Below are 13764 nucleotides of genomic sequence, written 5' to 3'. Positions count from 1 at the left end.
CTTCTCAGAGTTCGCAGGGTCCGGGGACCGGGAAGTAGGCGTTCAGGAATCCGCTCAGGAGTTCCTGCTGCACCGCCATGTCCTCCGGGGTGGAGAAGGCGTCGTTGAGGCAGAAGGAGTCCTGGTCCCGCCCCTTGAGCAGGCGCTCCAGCCGCCGCGCGAGGTCCGGCACGGCCAGTTGCAGGTAGGTGAAGGCCATCGAGCCGGGCTGGGCCCGGCCGGTGAGCGCCGCGTAGTACAGCGCCAGGGACGAGGTCGGCGACAGGTCGGTCATCGCGCGGAACCGGCTGGCCGAGGTACGGGCCCACTCGCGCGGGAAGTCCGCCTCGGCCTCCGCCATCGCGCTGCGGCGCAGGGCGTAGGGGATGTGCTCCATCGGCTGGGTGATGACCCGGCCGAACCGCTCCAGCAGCAGCGCCCGGTTGTTCTTGCAGGCGGCGTCGACGGGGGTGTCGGCGTCGGTCACCGGGCCCTGCGGGATGCGGTTCGGGGAGGGGAAGTAGCGGGCCGTGCCGACGGGGGTGAAGAAGGCGTGCGGGGTCAGCGGGCGGCCGAGGAACATGTCGTCGTTGAAGTAGAGGAAGTGCTCCGAGAGTCCGGGGACGTGGTGCAGCCGGCTCTCGATGGCGTGCGAGTTGAAGGTGGGCAGGTCGGCCTGGTTCCGGAAGATCTCGCGGTGGCTGACGATGCGGAAGCCCGGCAGGTCGCGCCGCATCCAGGCGGGCACCTGGTCGTCGGTGACCACGTGGACCGTGCGGATCCAGGGCGCGAACAGGTGCAGCGAGCGCAGCGAGTAGCGCAGCTCGTCGCGGCTGAGGAAGCGGGCGTCGCTGGCCGATTCGGCGTGGTACGCCTCGCCCCGGGCGGCGGCCTTGCGGGCGGCCCAGACGGGGTCGGTGCCGTCGACCCAGGTGAAGACCGCGTCCACGGGGAAGTCGATGTCCTCGACCAGCGGGACGAGGAACTCGGGCCGGGTGGCCAGCGCGGGCGCCTCGGCGAGGGTGGTGTGGACGGGCACGAAGCGGCTGAAGAGCCGTCCGGCGCCCAGCAGGGCGGGGCCGTCCGCGGCGACGGACCAGGTGACGCGGTTGGCCCGGGGCGCGGTCAGCCGGTCGCCCTCGCGGGTCCAGAACTCGACCGCGCAGCCGTACTCGTGCCCCAGGAGCAGGTGGCCGCCGGGATCGGTGCGGTACCAGCTGACCTGGACGGCGGCGGCCGTACGGGCGCGGTCCCACACCCGCGCGTCGTGACCGGGGACCGGCCGGGGGGTGCGCAGCGGCTCGGCGACCAGGGCGCTGACGTGCCCGGCGGCGCTGGCGAGGCGGCGGCGCAGTCCTTCGAGCACCCGGGCCCGGTCGCCCTCCTCGACCGCGATGACCGTGCCGTGGTCGGACTTGCCGCGGACGGCGAAGTACGCCACCCCGAGGGAGTCCAGGAGGGCGGCGACGGCGGCGCGGTTGGCCTCGCGGGCGGCCAGCGGGGTCGCGCGGGGGTCGACGTACGCCTCGTCGCCCGCGTCGCCGACCCTCAGGGTGGGGCGGCCGGTCGCACCGGCTGGACTCGCTTTCCCCGCCCCGGCCTGTATCGCACCACCAGGCATGTTGAACCTCTCCGCGCCTTTCACAACCGGTCTCCCACGCTGCCGAGTTCCCGGTCCGATCGTCGCAAGATACGGGAATTGTAAATCAATTTGTCGATTTGCCCGGCACCCCCCGTACGAGGTATGGGGCCGCTAGACCACCGTCTGGACCACCGCCTAGACCACCGTCCAGCCGCCGAAGGCCAGCCCCGCGACGGTCGGGTCCTGGCGCGTCACCGACAACCGACCGTCCGCGCCCAGGGAGAGGACCGTGAGGCGGCCGAAGCCGTCGACCGCGGCCGCCGGTTCGCGCGGGCCGGGCGCGCCCAACGGCTCCCACCACAGGCCCGCCCGCTCCTGCTCGGTCGGGTACGCGCCGATGCCGACGGCGCCCTCGGGGGTCCGGCGCAGGAGCACGGTGCAGTCGTAGGAGTCGATGTCCGCCCGCAGCGCGCAGGCGCCGTCCGCCGCGCCGGCCCCGGCCGCTCCGGCGCCGCCCAGCGAGGTCGGCGGGGCGCCGTCGCGCAGGGCGTACGTCGCCCCGTCCCGCCCGTCGCAGCCGTACAGGGTGATCCGGCCCGGCCCGGTGGCCAGCGCGCTCAGTGCGGTGCCCGGCGGTGCGAGCAGCGGCAGCGGCGGGCCCGCCCGGCGCAGGTCGCCGGCCGCGGCGTCGTGGCGCCACCGCAGCACCCCGTCCCGGGACGGGGCGAACAGCACGGGCCGCCCCGCCGCGTCGAGCGCGGCGGCCAGCCCGTCCTGGACCTCGGAGCCCTGGAGGTCCCGCCAGGGCGTCCAGGAGCCGTCCTCGCGCTGCGAGCGGGCGCTCACCCCGCGCCCGAAGTTGCGCAGGTACACGTGGACGCTGCCCTCGGCGTCGACCACCGCGCAGGGCACCCCGGCCGCGCGGCCCTTGCCGGTGGCCGCGCCGTTCGGATTGCCGAGCGAGCGCCAGGTGCCCACCGGACGCCCCGTCTGGTACTGCACGGCGTGCATCACCTCGACCCCGGGGCCGTCCGGGCCGTCGGGGACGGGCCGCAGCGAGAAGAGGTGGGCCCAGCCCTGCGCGCTGCGAGCCACGCGGAGCACCGGCAGCAGGGGCGGGGTGTCGAGGACCTCGCGCACCCACTCGGGGCCGCCGACGGTCCGCTCGGTCCAGCGCACCACGGCGCCGCCGAGCGCGGCGTGGGCGGTCAGCCGCCCGTCCGGCCCGCGACCGAGGGCGATCCGCGGTCCGGGATAGCGGACGATGGCGGTGGGGGCGGCCCGGCCGCAGGAGGCCGCGGCCCGGAAGCACTCGACGGCGACGGTCGCGGCGCCGGGACGGTCCGCGCGCACCGCGCGCACCGCCTCCAGGGTGGCGCGGGCCACCGCCGCGTGGTCGGGGTGGTCGGCGTAGGACGCGCCCCGCGCCTCGCTCCACGCGAGGTGTTCGGGATCCGGGTCCAGGGTGCACACCACGCCCGGCGCGAACCGGCGCAGCAGCGCGGCGGCCAGGTCGACCAGCGGGGCGGACCCGGCGTCGGGATGCGGCGGTTCGACGAAGCAGACCGTGGTGCCGGGCCGGGTGCCCAGCCGGAAGAGGCGCAACAGGCCGGCGGACCCGAGCGGTTCGGTGTCCGGCTCCCAGGGGCCGCCGCGGCCGATCGCCTGGAGGAGGTGGTCGCGGGCCTGCGGGGGCCCGGGGACCAGGCAGACGACCGTGACGGCGTGGCCGGGCTGGGCCAGGGCGCGCAGGAGCGCGGTGCCGGTGACGGCGAGCGCGTCGGCCGGGTGGGCCACCAAGTGGAGCGTGTGGAAGGGGTCCTGCGGCGCCGGGCCGCCGGCCGCGGACCCGCGGCGTGCGCGCCGTGACGATCGTCCGCTCTTCACGTGGCGTCCGCCCCCACCCGTCGCTCCCGCCGTTCCCTCGCGCCCGTGATCCTCGCACACACTCCCCGCCGCTCGAACACGCGCGAGAACGGGCTGCCGACGGGCGGGGTGGGCGCGGGACCCCGGTGGTCTATAGTGCGCGATCGAACAATCGAGCGGAGGACCGGGGCAGATGAAGACCAACGCCGCGTCAGCGGACAGCACGTCGGACGCGTCGCCGGACCCTGCGGGCGGCTCCGACGGTGCGGGCGGCCCCGGCGATTCCCCCGACTCCCCCGGCTCCGACGCCACGCCCGCCCGCCCGGCCCGCTCGCGCGGCCGCCGGGTCCTGCGGATCGTGCTGGTGCTGCTCGCGGTGGTGATCCTGCTCGGCGCGGGCGCGGGGTGGTGGGCCTACAGCCACCTCAACGGCAACATCGACAGCGTCGACCTGGACGAGGCCATCGGTGACAACCGGCCCGCGAAGGTCGTCCCGGGCGCCCAGAACGTCCTCGTGCTCGGCTCCGACTCGCGCGCCGGGGCCAACGGCGAGCTCGACCACGGCGACGTCAGCGGAGCCCGCTCGGACACCGCCATGCTCGTGCACATACCCGAGGGCCGGGCGAGGGCCACCGCGATCAGCATCCCCCGCGACACCCTGATCACCCGGCCCGAGTGCAAGGACGGCGAGGGCAAGACGCTGGCCCCCGCGAAGCGGGTCATGTTCAACTCCGTCTACTCCGTGGCCGGTCCGGCCTGCGTGGTCAAGACGGTGGAGGAGATGTCCGGGATCCGCGTGGACCACTTCGTGGAGGTGGACTTCGCCGGCTTCAAGGGCCTGGTGGACGCCCTCGGCGGGGTCACCGTGACGCTGGACAAGCCCATGTCCGGGGCCAAGGGCGGGCTCAAGCTCGACGCCGGCACGCACCGCCTGAATGGCGCCGACTCGCTGAAGTTCGTCCGTACCCGGTACGGCTACGGCGACGGCAGCGACCTCGGGCGGATAGGTCTCCAGCAGCAGTTCATGATGGCGCTGCTGTCCGAGATCAAGAACCAGGACGCCCTCGGCAACCCGGCCCGGCTCTACAAGCTCGCCGACGCCGGGACCAAGTCGCTCACCACCGACTCCGGCCTCGGGTCGCTCACCGCCCTCGCCGACTTCGCGCAGAGCATGAAGGGCGTCGACCCGAGCACGATGGAGACCATCATGCTGCCGGTCGCCTACGACAAGATCGACCGCAACCGCGTGATCGTCGCCGAGCCGCAGGCCTCCACCCTGTGGGAGGCCCTGCGCAACGACCGCACGATCCCGGCCGACGCGAAGAAGTCCCCGGCCACCGGCGGCTGAGCCGTCGGCGGGCGCCGGGGACCCGTACCTCCTCGCCGGTCAGCGGTCCTCGTGGACCGCGTCGGCCGTCATGCCCTCGCCCCGTCCCAGCCGGCTGTGCTGCTTGCCGTACAGGAAGTAGACGAAGAAGCCGATCACCATCCAGATCCCGAAGCGCAGCCAGGTCTCGGCCGGCAGGTTGAGCATCAGCCAGACGGACGCCGCGATGGACAGGATCGGCACCAGCGGCACCCACGGGGTGCGGAAGGCCCGGTGCAGGTCGGGGCGGGTGCGGCGCAGGACCATCACGCCGAGCGCCACGACCACGAAGGCGAAGAGAGTGCCGATGTTCACCAGCGTGGCCAGTTCGTTGATGCTGGTGAAACCGGCGACGACCGCGATGATCACGCCGAGCAGGATCGTCGGCCGGTAGGGCGTGCGGTACTTCGGGTGGGTCCGGGAGAAGAAGCGCGGCAGCAGTCCGTCGCGGCTCATCGCGAAGAACACCCGGGTCTGCCCCAGCAACAGGATCATGCACACGGTGGTCAGGCCCACGGCCGCGCCGAAGCTGATGATGCCGCCGAAGACCGGATGCCCGGCCGATTTGAAGGCGTCGGCGAGCGGGGCGCTGGTGGAGAGGTCCTTGTAGTTCTGCATGCCGGTCACCACGATCGACACCGCCACGTAGAGCACGGTGCAGATGATCAGCGAACCGATGATGCCGCGCGGCATGTCCTTCTGCGGCAGCTTGGTCTCCTCGGCGGCGGTGGCCACCACGTCGAAGCCGATGAAGGCGAAGAAGACGACCGAGGCCGCGGTGAAGATGCCCATGACGCCGAAGTTGGTGGGCTCGTAACCGAAGATCAGCTGGACCAGCGGGGCGTCCAGCCCGGATCCGCCCTTCTGGGGCTGGGCGGGCGGGATGAAGGGGTGGTAGTTGGACTTCGTGATGAAGAACAGGCCCGCGATGATCACGATGAGCACCACGGTGACCTTGATCGCGACCACCACGCCGGTGATCCGCGCCGACAGCTTCACCCCGACGACGAGGATCGCGGTCAGGACCAGCACCAGGACGAAGGCGAGCAGGTCGAAGGTGCCGCCCGGCACGTCCGGCCCCTGGAGCGAGGCCGGCAGGTGGATGCCCGCGTTGTCCATCAGCGAGCGGACGTAGCCCGACCAGCCGACCGCGACGACGGCGGTACCGAGCGCGAACTCCAGCACCAGGTCCCAGCCGATGATCCAGGCGGGCAGCTCGCCGATCGAGGCGTAGGAGAAGGTGTACGCGGAGCCCGCCACCGGCACGGTCGAGGCGAACTCGGCGTAGCAGAGGGCCGCCAGCGCGCACACCACGCCCGCCGCGACGAACGCGAGGGCGGTGGCGGGGCCGGCCGTCTCCTTGGCCACCTTGCCCGTGAGGACGAAGATGCCGGTGCCGATGATGACGCCGACGCCGAAGACGGTCAGGTCCCAGGCCGAGAGGGACTTCCTCAGTGCGTGTTCCGGCTCCTCCGTGTCGCGGATCGACTGCTCGACCGACTTGGTACGGAAGGGGCTGTTCAGATTCGTACTCACCGACGCACCTCCCAGGAGCGACCGCGTCGCCACTGCACGGGTACCACCGGAACGGGACGGGCCGGGAGGCCCACCCTCCAAGGGTGAACCTCCCGGCCCGTGACGTGCAACCGCAGATGATCAGGGGCGGCCATCGCCGCGCCCCGACTAGTCGACCGTGGCGGCCGGCTCGTTCTCGTAGCGGCCGTCCAGCTTGGCGACCAGGCCGGTGACCTGCCGCGCGATGTCCGGAGCGGTCAGCCCGATCTCGGCCATGACCTCCTTGCGGGAGGCGTGGTCCAAGAAGCGCTGCGGGATGCCGAAGTCGCGCAGCGGTACGTCGACCCCCGCGTCCCGCAGGGCCTGCGAGACGGCCGCGCCGACGCCGCCGGTGCGCCCGTTGTCCTCGACGGTGACGACCACCCGGTGGCCGTCGGCGAGCGGGGCCAGGGCCTCGTCCACCGGCTTGACCCAGCGCGGGTCCACCACGGTCGAGGAGATGCCCTGCTTGTCCAGCAGGTCCGCGATCTCCAGGCACATCGGGGCGAGCGCGCCGACCGAGACGATCAGTACGTCCGGCCGGGTGACCTCGGGGGCCGGAGCGCGCAGCACGTCCATGCCGCCGATCCGGCCGACGGCCGGGACGGCCGGGCCGACGACGCCCTTGGAGTAGCGCACCACCGTCGGGGCGTCCTTGACCTCGACGGCCTCGCGCAGCTGGGCGCGCAGCTGCTCGGCGTCGCGCGGGGCGGCGAGCCTCAGGCCCGGGACGACCTGCATGATCGACATGTCCCACATGCCGTTGTGGGAGGCGCCGTCATCACCGGTGACTCCGGCCCGGTCCAGGACGAAGGTGACCCCGCACTTGTGCAGGGCGACGTCCATCAGGACCTGGTCGAAGGCGCGGTTGAGGAAGGTCGCGTAGACCGCGAAGACCGGGTGGGCGCCGCCGGTGGCCAGGCCCGCCGCCGAGGTGGCGGCGTGCTGCTCGGCGATGCCGACATCGAAGATCCGGTCCGGGTAGGCGTCCGCGAACCGCTTGAGGCCCACGGGCTGGAGCATGGCCGCGGTGATCGCGACGATGTCCTTCCGCTCCCGGCCGATCTTGACCATCTCGTCGGCGAAGACGGAGGTCCAGCTGGCCGCGGCGGTCGTGACCGGCAGTCCGGTGTCCGGGTGGATCGGCCCGATGCCGTGGAAGCGGTCGGCCTCGTCCTGCTCGGCCGGCTCGTAGCCCCGGCCCTTCTGGGTGAGGCAGTGCACGATGACCGGGCCGCTGAAGCGCTTGGCGCGCTGCAGGGCGGACTCCAGGGCCTCCACGTCGTGGCCGTTGATGGGCCCGATGTACTTCAGGCCCAGGTCCTCGAACATGCCCTGCGGGGCGATGAAGTCCTTGAGGCCCTTCTTGGCGCCGTGCAGGGTCTCGTAGAGCGGCTTCCCGACGACCGGGGTGCGCTCCAGGAGGTCCTTGCCGCGGGCCAGGAAGCGCTCGTAGCCGTCCGTGGTGCGCAGGGTGGCCAGGTGGTTCGCGAGCCCGCCGATGGTGGGCCCGTAGGAGCGCTCGTTGTCGTTGACGACGATCACCAGCGGGCGGTCCTTGGCGGCGGCGATGTTGTTCAGCGCCTCCCAGGCCATGCCGCCGGTGAGGGCGCCGTCGCCGATGACGGCCGCGACGTGGTGGTCCTCGCGACCGAGCACCTCATTGGCCTTCGCGAGGCCGTCGGCCCAGCCCAGGACGGTGGAGGCGTGCGAGTTCTCGATCACGTCGTGGTCGGACTCGGCGCGCGAGGGGTAGCCGGAGAGGCCGCCCTTGGAGCGCAGGTTCCCGAAGTCCTGGCGGCCGGTGAGCAGCTTGTGGACGTAGGCCTGGTGGCCGGTGTCGAAGAGGACCTTGTCCTTCGGCGAGTCGAAGACCCGGTGCAGGGCGATGGTCAGCTCGACCACACCGAGGTTGGGGCCGAGGTGCCCGCCGGTCTTGGAGACGGCGTCGACGAGGAAGGACCTGATCTCCGCGGCGAGCTGTTCGAGCTCCTCCTGGCTGAGCCGGTCCAGATCGCGCGGTCCCTTGATGCGGGTCAGCAGCACCCGTGCCTCCTTGCAGTTGCTTGCTGGTCTGTCGAGTCTAATGTTCCGCTCGCGGCGCCGGTCGCCGGGCTGTCTCCGTGCCGTCACGCCTTTGTCATATCTGTACACATCTGTAGGGCCTCACACGCCACGTACGGGTGGATGTACGCACAGGTGCCCGACGCCACACGGGGTGGCGTCGGGCACTGTGGACGGCGTACGACCGGACGGGTGAGGCCCGGGCGCGCCGGGGCCGTGAGCGGGCCGGACGGGCTCCGACCAGGGCCGGATCCCGCTCCGGATCGGGTGCGACTAGGCGCGGCCCGCCGTCTTCTGCGTCTTGCGGGTGACGGAGTCGATCACCACGGTGGCCAGCAGCACCGCACCGGTGATCATGTACTGGATCGGGGTGGCGATCCCCTCGAGGGCCAGACCGTACTGGATCGATGTGATGACCATGACACCCAGGAGGGCGTTCCAGGTCCGGCCCCGGCCGCCGAAGAGGCTGGTGCCACCGATGACGGCCGCCGCGATGACGTTCATCAGCAGGTCGCCCGCGCCGGCGCTCTGGTTCGCCGCCGCGATCTTGGAGGCCCAGAACAGGCCGCCGATCGCCGCGAACGTCCCCGCGATGGCGAAGACGGTGATGCGGACCCGGTTCACGTTGATGCCCGCGCGCCGGGAGGCCTCGACGCTGCCGCCGAGGGCGAAGACCTGGCGGCCGAAGGTGGTGCGCCGCAGCAGGAAGTCCGTGCCGACCAGCGCCAGCAGGAAGAGCAGCACCGCGAGCGGCATGCCCTTGTACTGGTTGAACACGACGGCGGGACCGAAGGTGAACACCGCGAGCAGAGCGGTGCGCAGCAGGATCTCGCCCAGCGGCCGCGAGGGGACGCCCGCGGCCGAACGGCGCCGCGCGTCGGAGAACGAGGCGAGGAAGTACGCCGCGGTGGCGAGGGCGGCGAGCCCGTAGCCGACGGCCACGTCCGAGAAGAAGTACGTGGTCAGCTTGCCGACCACGCCCTCGGAGTCGATGTTGACCGTGCCGTTGCTGCCGAGGATCTGCAGCATCGCGCCGGACCAGAAGAGCAGGCCCGAAAGGGTGACGGCGAAGGCCGGGGCGCCGATCTTGGCGAAGAAGAAGCCGTGGATCGAGCCGATCAGCGCGCCGCCGGCGACGGCCGCGAGGACGGCCAGCCATTCGTTGACGCCGTGGGTGACGGCGAGGACGGCGACGATCGCGCCCGAGACGCCGCTGACCGAACCGACCGAGAGGTCGATCTCGCCGAGCAGCAGGACGAAGATGATGCCGACCGCCATCATGCCGGTGGCCGTCATCGTGATCGCGATGTTGGTGAGGTTCTCGGGGCCGAGGAAGTTCGAGTTCAGGCTCTGGAAGATGCTCCAGATGATGATCAGGCCGAGGACGACGGGGACGGAGCCCAGGTCACCGGCCTTGAGCTTGCGACCGAACTCGTTCAGGTACCCGGCCAGCCCCTGCTCGCGCACGAGCAGGCGGGGGTCCACGGCCGGGATCGCGTCCGCGGCGGGCGGGACGGGTCCGGACGGCTTGGCGTGGGCGGGGCCCTTGCCGAGCGGACCGGCGGAGGGATTCTGGGTGCTCACTTGCGGGCCTCCCCGGTGCGGGCCGCCCGGCGGGTCACGGCGTTGTCCGTGGCACCGGTGATGGCGGAGATGATCTCTTCCTGCGACGTGTCCTTCACGGAGAAGACGCCGTTGTTGCGGCCGAGGCGCAGTACGGCCACCTTGTCGGCCACGGCCTTCACGTCGGCCATGTTGTGGCTGATGAGGATGACCGCGTGGCCGCGCTCGCGCAGCCGCTCCACGAGGTCGAGCACCTGTGCGGTCTGCTCGACGCCGAGGGCGGCGGTGGGCTCGTCGAGGATGACGAGCTGGGGCTCGCCCAGCATGGAGCGGGCGATCGCCACGGTCTGGCGCTGGCCACCGGAGAGCGAGGCGATGGGGATACGGACGCTGGGGATCCGGATGGACAGGGTGGTGAGCAGTTCGCGGGCGCGCCGCTCCATCTCCACCTCGTCGAGGACCCCGCGCCGCTTGAGCTCGCGCCCGAGGAAGAGGTTGCCGACGACATCGATGTTGTCGCACAGTGCGAGGTCCTGGTAGACCGTCGCGATGCCCAGGTTCTGGGCGTCGTGGGGCTTGGTGATCGACACCGGGCGCCCCTCCCACTCGATGACGCCGTCATCGATGGGGTGTACGCCGGCGATCGTCTTGACCAGCGTGGACTTACCGGCTCCGTTGTCGCCCACGAGGGCGACCACCTCACCTGAGTGGATCTCGAGTTCTACGTCGGTCAGGGCCTGGACGGCGCCGAACCTCTTCGAGACCCCTCGCAACGCCAGCACGGGCGCAGCGGACACATGAACCATCTCCTTCGCCGCCTGACCGGCGGGGATGTCGTGCAAAAGAGCAGGACCACAGGGGGTATGAACAAGGGTAGAGAAAAAACGTTTCCCCGCAGGGTTTCCGCAGGGGGATTCCATCCGGCGCCCCGCCGGTGGCGGGATGGAGGCGGGGCGCCGGACAGGCGTGGGGGCCGGGCGGGGCGGGCGATCGGCCCGCCGGCCGCGGCGCGGCCCTACTTCAGGCCGAGGGTGGCGCAGGCGTCCTTGTACTTGTCGGTGCAGATCTCGTCGGCCGTGTAGACGTTGTCCCGGATGACGGTGTCCTTGATGTTCGCCTTGGTCAGCGAGACGACCGGGATCAGCACGGACGGAACGCCCTTGGTGGTGGGGCTGTCGACCTTGGACGTGGCGACGACCTCGATCCGCTCCTTCTTCGCGAGGGCGACGGCCATCTTCGCGGCGGCCTCGGCCTCGGGGGCGTACGGCTTGTAGACGCTCATGAACTGCTCGCCCGCCACGATCCGCTGCACGCCGGCGAGTTCGGCGTCCTGACCGGTGACCGGGGGCAGGGTCGTCAGGCCGGCCGCCTTGAGGGCGGTGATGATGCCGCCGGCCATGCCGTCGTTGGCCGAGTAGACGCCGGTGACCTTGTCCTTGCCGAGTGCGGTGAGCGCGGCCGCCATGTTGGTGTTGGCGTTCTCCGGCTTCCACTCGACGGTGTCGTACTCCTTGCCGATGTTCACCTTGCCGTCGAGGACGGAGTGGGCGCCCTTCTTGAACAGCGCGGCGTTCGGGTCGGTGACGGAGCCGTTCATCATGACGATCTGGCCGTCCTTGGCCTTGTCGCCCAGCGCTTCGAGGAGCGCCTTGCCCTGGACCTTGCCGACCTCTTCGTTGTCGAAGGAGGTGTAGGCGTCGATCGGGCCCTCGGCGAGGCGGTCGTAGGCGACGACGGGGATGCCCGCGTCCTTGGCCCGCTTGACCGCGCCGGCGATGGCCTTGGAGTCCACCGCGTCGATGATCAGGACGTTCACCTTGTTGGTGATCATCGTGTCGACCTGCGAGTTCTGCGTGGTCGCGTCCTGCTTCGCGTTGGCGTAGACCACTTCGCCCTTGCCGCCGGTGAGATCGGCGACCTGCTTCTCGATGAGCGGCTTGTCGAACTTCTCGTAGCGCGCGGTCTGGTTCTCCGGCAGGAGCAGACCGACCTTGATCGCGTTGCCCTTGACGACATTGGTGTCCGCCTTGTCGCCGGACTCCTTCGCGCTCCCGCAAGCGGCGAGCGAGACGGCCATGGCGCCCGCAGCAACGGCTACGGCGGTTCTGCGCATACGCGTGTTCATTTCTTGAACCTCCCTGACGAGGCCGCAACGTTGCGGCCGAGGTGGATGTGAGTCAACCCCGGCCGCAAGATTGCCGTCAAGGAGTGAATCCTTAACGAGATGACAACGGTGCCATCCGTTATCTAACTGAATGCAGCAGCACCGGCTCTTGAAACCCGCCAAGCAGGGTCGAATCGCCCATCTCGCTCAGGACCAGCGCCAGCGCGCCCAGCACCTCGGCCCGCCCGCCCAACGAACCGGTGAGGACGGACAACTGACGGGCCGCGCTCGGGATCGCGTACCGGCCCACGGACTCGCGGATGGGGGCCAGGACCAGCTCGCCCGCGTCCGCCAGCGAACCGCCCAGCACCACCCGGCTCGGGTTCAAGAGATTGCAGAGGCTGGCCACGGCGCTGCCCACGTGCCGGCCCACGTCGGTGATCACGCGGCGGCAGCCCGGATCACCGCCCCGCGCCAGCTCGACCACGCGCTCCATGGTGAGTTCGGGCCCGTGGCTGCCCTGGAGGAGCGGCAGGACGTAGCGGGCCGCCGCGAAGGTCTCCAGGCAGCCCCGGTTCCCGCAGCGACAGACCGGACCCGACTCGTCGAGCGTGATGTGCCCGATCTCGCCCGCGGTACCCCCCGGGCCCCGGTAGATCTGCCCGTTGATCACCAGACCGGCGCCGACGCCGCTGGCGACCTTGATGTACGCCAGGTCCTTGACCCCGCGGCCGCTGCCCCACACCAACTCGCCCAGGGCGCCGAGGTTCGCGTCGTTGTCGACGTACACCGGCACGCCGAGCCGCTGCGACAGCTCCTGGCGCGGGTTGATCCCGGCCCAGCCCGGCAGGATCGAGGTGGACCCCAGGTTCCCGGACTCCCCGTCGATCGGGCCGGGGACGCCGAGGCCGACGCCGATGACCTTGTCCCGGCTCACCTCGATGCTGTCGATCAGGTGTCCGACCAGGGCTTCCGCCCGGTCGAAGCCGTCGACCCAGGAGGCGTCGACGTCCAGCGGCTCGGCCTCCTCGGCCAGCACCTGGTGGGCGAGGTTGCCGACCGCCACGCGCAGGTGCGTGTGCCCGAAGTCGACGCCGATCACGATGCCCGCGTCCCCGCTGAGCGAGACGCTGCGGGCGCGCCGGCCCCCGGCCGAGGTCGGAGTGACCTCGACGGTCCCGCCCTCCTTGAGCTCACGGACGATGTTGGAGACCGTGGCCGCCGACAGTCCGGTGGTCCGGGCGATCTCCGCCTGGGTCAGCGAACCGGCGAGCCGGACCGCCCGCACGACCCGTTCGAGGTTCGCGCGGTGCAGCGATGACTGCGATCCCGGAGTCTTCACGACTCATCCACTCCTGCCATTAGCGACGGCCTGCCGTCGCCCCCCGGCCGAGGTCGCGGTCCCGAGACCCCGGCGTCTCTCCAACTTATGAACCCTAAGTCGAGCCTTTGCGCCTCCAGACGTCAAGAGGCCGACGCAGCACGAATCGGCCACTACCGGTCAAAAGTACGAGAGAAACATCCCCCCGACCCGTGTTACGGTCGCTGAGGCGCCGATCCTCTGCGGCCTTTCCGGCCGGACCGGGCGCCCTGTCGATGTCAGCGCTATGCGAGGAGGTGTTCGGGATGAGTCCCGATCGAAGTCCTTGCCGCGCTCTCGTTGGTTAATCAGCCGCTGATCGGCTG

9 protein-coding genes are annotated in these 13764 nt (G+C 71.3%); 1 reads left to right on the top strand and 8 read right to left on the bottom strand.

The annotated features are described in order from the left end of the window. Positions 1 to 4: 4 nt before the first annotated feature. Together ACZ4UB_RS24810 and ACZ4UB_RS24805 are read right to left on the bottom strand one after the other, a co-directional pair. Positions 5 to 1600 carry a stealth family protein gene (locus ACZ4UB_RS24810; protein ID WP_468073268.1) on the bottom strand — a complete coding sequence of 532 codons (1596 nt, stop codon included), beginning with the start codon at positions 1598 to 1600 and terminating at the stop codon, positions 5 to 7. A 156-nt stretch (positions 1601 to 1756) separates the two neighbouring features. Beyond that, on the bottom strand, positions 1757 to 3358 hold the full coding sequence (locus ACZ4UB_RS24805) for a hypothetical protein (protein ID WP_468073266.1): 1602 nt from the start codon (positions 3356 to 3358) through the stop codon (positions 1757 to 1759). 262 nt (positions 3359 to 3620) lie between these two features. Between ACZ4UB_RS24805 and ACZ4UB_RS24800 the strand changes: the two genes are divergently transcribed. After that, positions 3621 to 4775, top strand: coding sequence for an LCP family protein (locus ACZ4UB_RS24800; RefSeq protein WP_468073264.1), 1155 nt, complete (start codon positions 3621 to 3623; stop codon positions 4773 to 4775). Positions 4776 to 4814: 39 nt separating this feature from the next. On the opposite strand, the gene ACZ4UB_RS24795 is transcribed toward ACZ4UB_RS24800, so the two are convergent. The 6 genes from ACZ4UB_RS24795 to ACZ4UB_RS24770 all read right to left on the bottom strand — a co-directional run bounded on the left by ACZ4UB_RS24795 (position 4815) and on the right by ACZ4UB_RS24770 (position 13420). After that, on the bottom strand, positions 4815 to 6329 hold the full coding sequence (locus ACZ4UB_RS24795; RefSeq protein WP_468073262.1) for an amino acid permease: 1515 nt from the start codon (positions 6327 to 6329) through the stop codon (positions 4815 to 4817). 147 nt (positions 6330 to 6476) lie between these two features. After that, complete coding sequence (dxs, locus tag ACZ4UB_RS24790; RefSeq protein ID WP_468073260.1) at positions 6477 to 8393, bottom strand: 1-deoxy-D-xylulose-5-phosphate synthase; 1917 nt, start codon at positions 8391 to 8393, stop codon at positions 6477 to 6479. A 291-nt stretch (positions 8394 to 8684) separates the two neighbouring features. After that, on the bottom strand, positions 8685 to 9905 hold the full coding sequence (locus ACZ4UB_RS24785) for a sugar ABC transporter permease (RefSeq protein ID WP_354379293.1): 1221 nt from the start codon (positions 9903 to 9905) through the stop codon (positions 8685 to 8687). Between the two features lie 86 nt (positions 9906 to 9991). Continuing rightward, complete coding sequence (locus ACZ4UB_RS24780) at positions 9992 to 10780, bottom strand: ATP-binding cassette domain-containing protein (RefSeq protein ID WP_330333251.1); 789 nt, start codon at positions 10778 to 10780, stop codon at positions 9992 to 9994. Positions 10781 to 10989: 209 nt separating this feature from the next. Continuing rightward, complete coding sequence (locus ACZ4UB_RS24775) at positions 10990 to 12099, bottom strand: sugar ABC transporter substrate-binding protein (protein WP_354379164.1); 1110 nt, start codon at positions 12097 to 12099, stop codon at positions 10990 to 10992. Positions 12100 to 12217: 118 nt separating this feature from the next. Further along, positions 12218 to 13420 (bottom strand): ROK family transcriptional regulator, encoded by a 1203-nt coding sequence (locus ACZ4UB_RS24770; RefSeq protein WP_468073257.1) that lies wholly within the window; start codon positions 13418 to 13420, stop codon positions 12218 to 12220. Positions 13421 to 13764: the final 344 nt, after the last annotated feature.

Source organism: Streptomyces sp. NPDC028419 (genome assembly GCF_055565515.1).
The sequence above is the reverse complement of the archived record's forward strand: the minus strand, read 5'-3'. Positions and strand labels throughout refer to the sequence as shown.

What these genes read in the sequence shown, in the direction of transcription:
- ACZ4UB_RS24800 (WP_468073264.1), top strand. Translation starts at nt 3,621, where the DNA reads ATGAAGACCAACGCCGCGTCAGCGGACAGCACGTCGGACGCGTCGCCG.
- ACZ4UB_RS24810 (WP_468073268.1), bottom strand. Translation starts at nt 1,600, where the DNA reads ATGCCTGGTGGTGCGATACAGGCCGGGGCGGGGAAAGCGAGTCCAGCC.
- ACZ4UB_RS24775 (WP_354379164.1), bottom strand. Translation starts at nt 12,099, where the DNA reads ATGAACACGCGTATGCGCAGAACCGCCGTAGCCGTTGCTGCGGGCGCC.
- ACZ4UB_RS24780 (WP_330333251.1), bottom strand. Translation starts at nt 10,780, where the DNA reads ATGGTTCATGTGTCCGCTGCGCCCGTGCTGGCGTTGCGAGGGGTCTCG.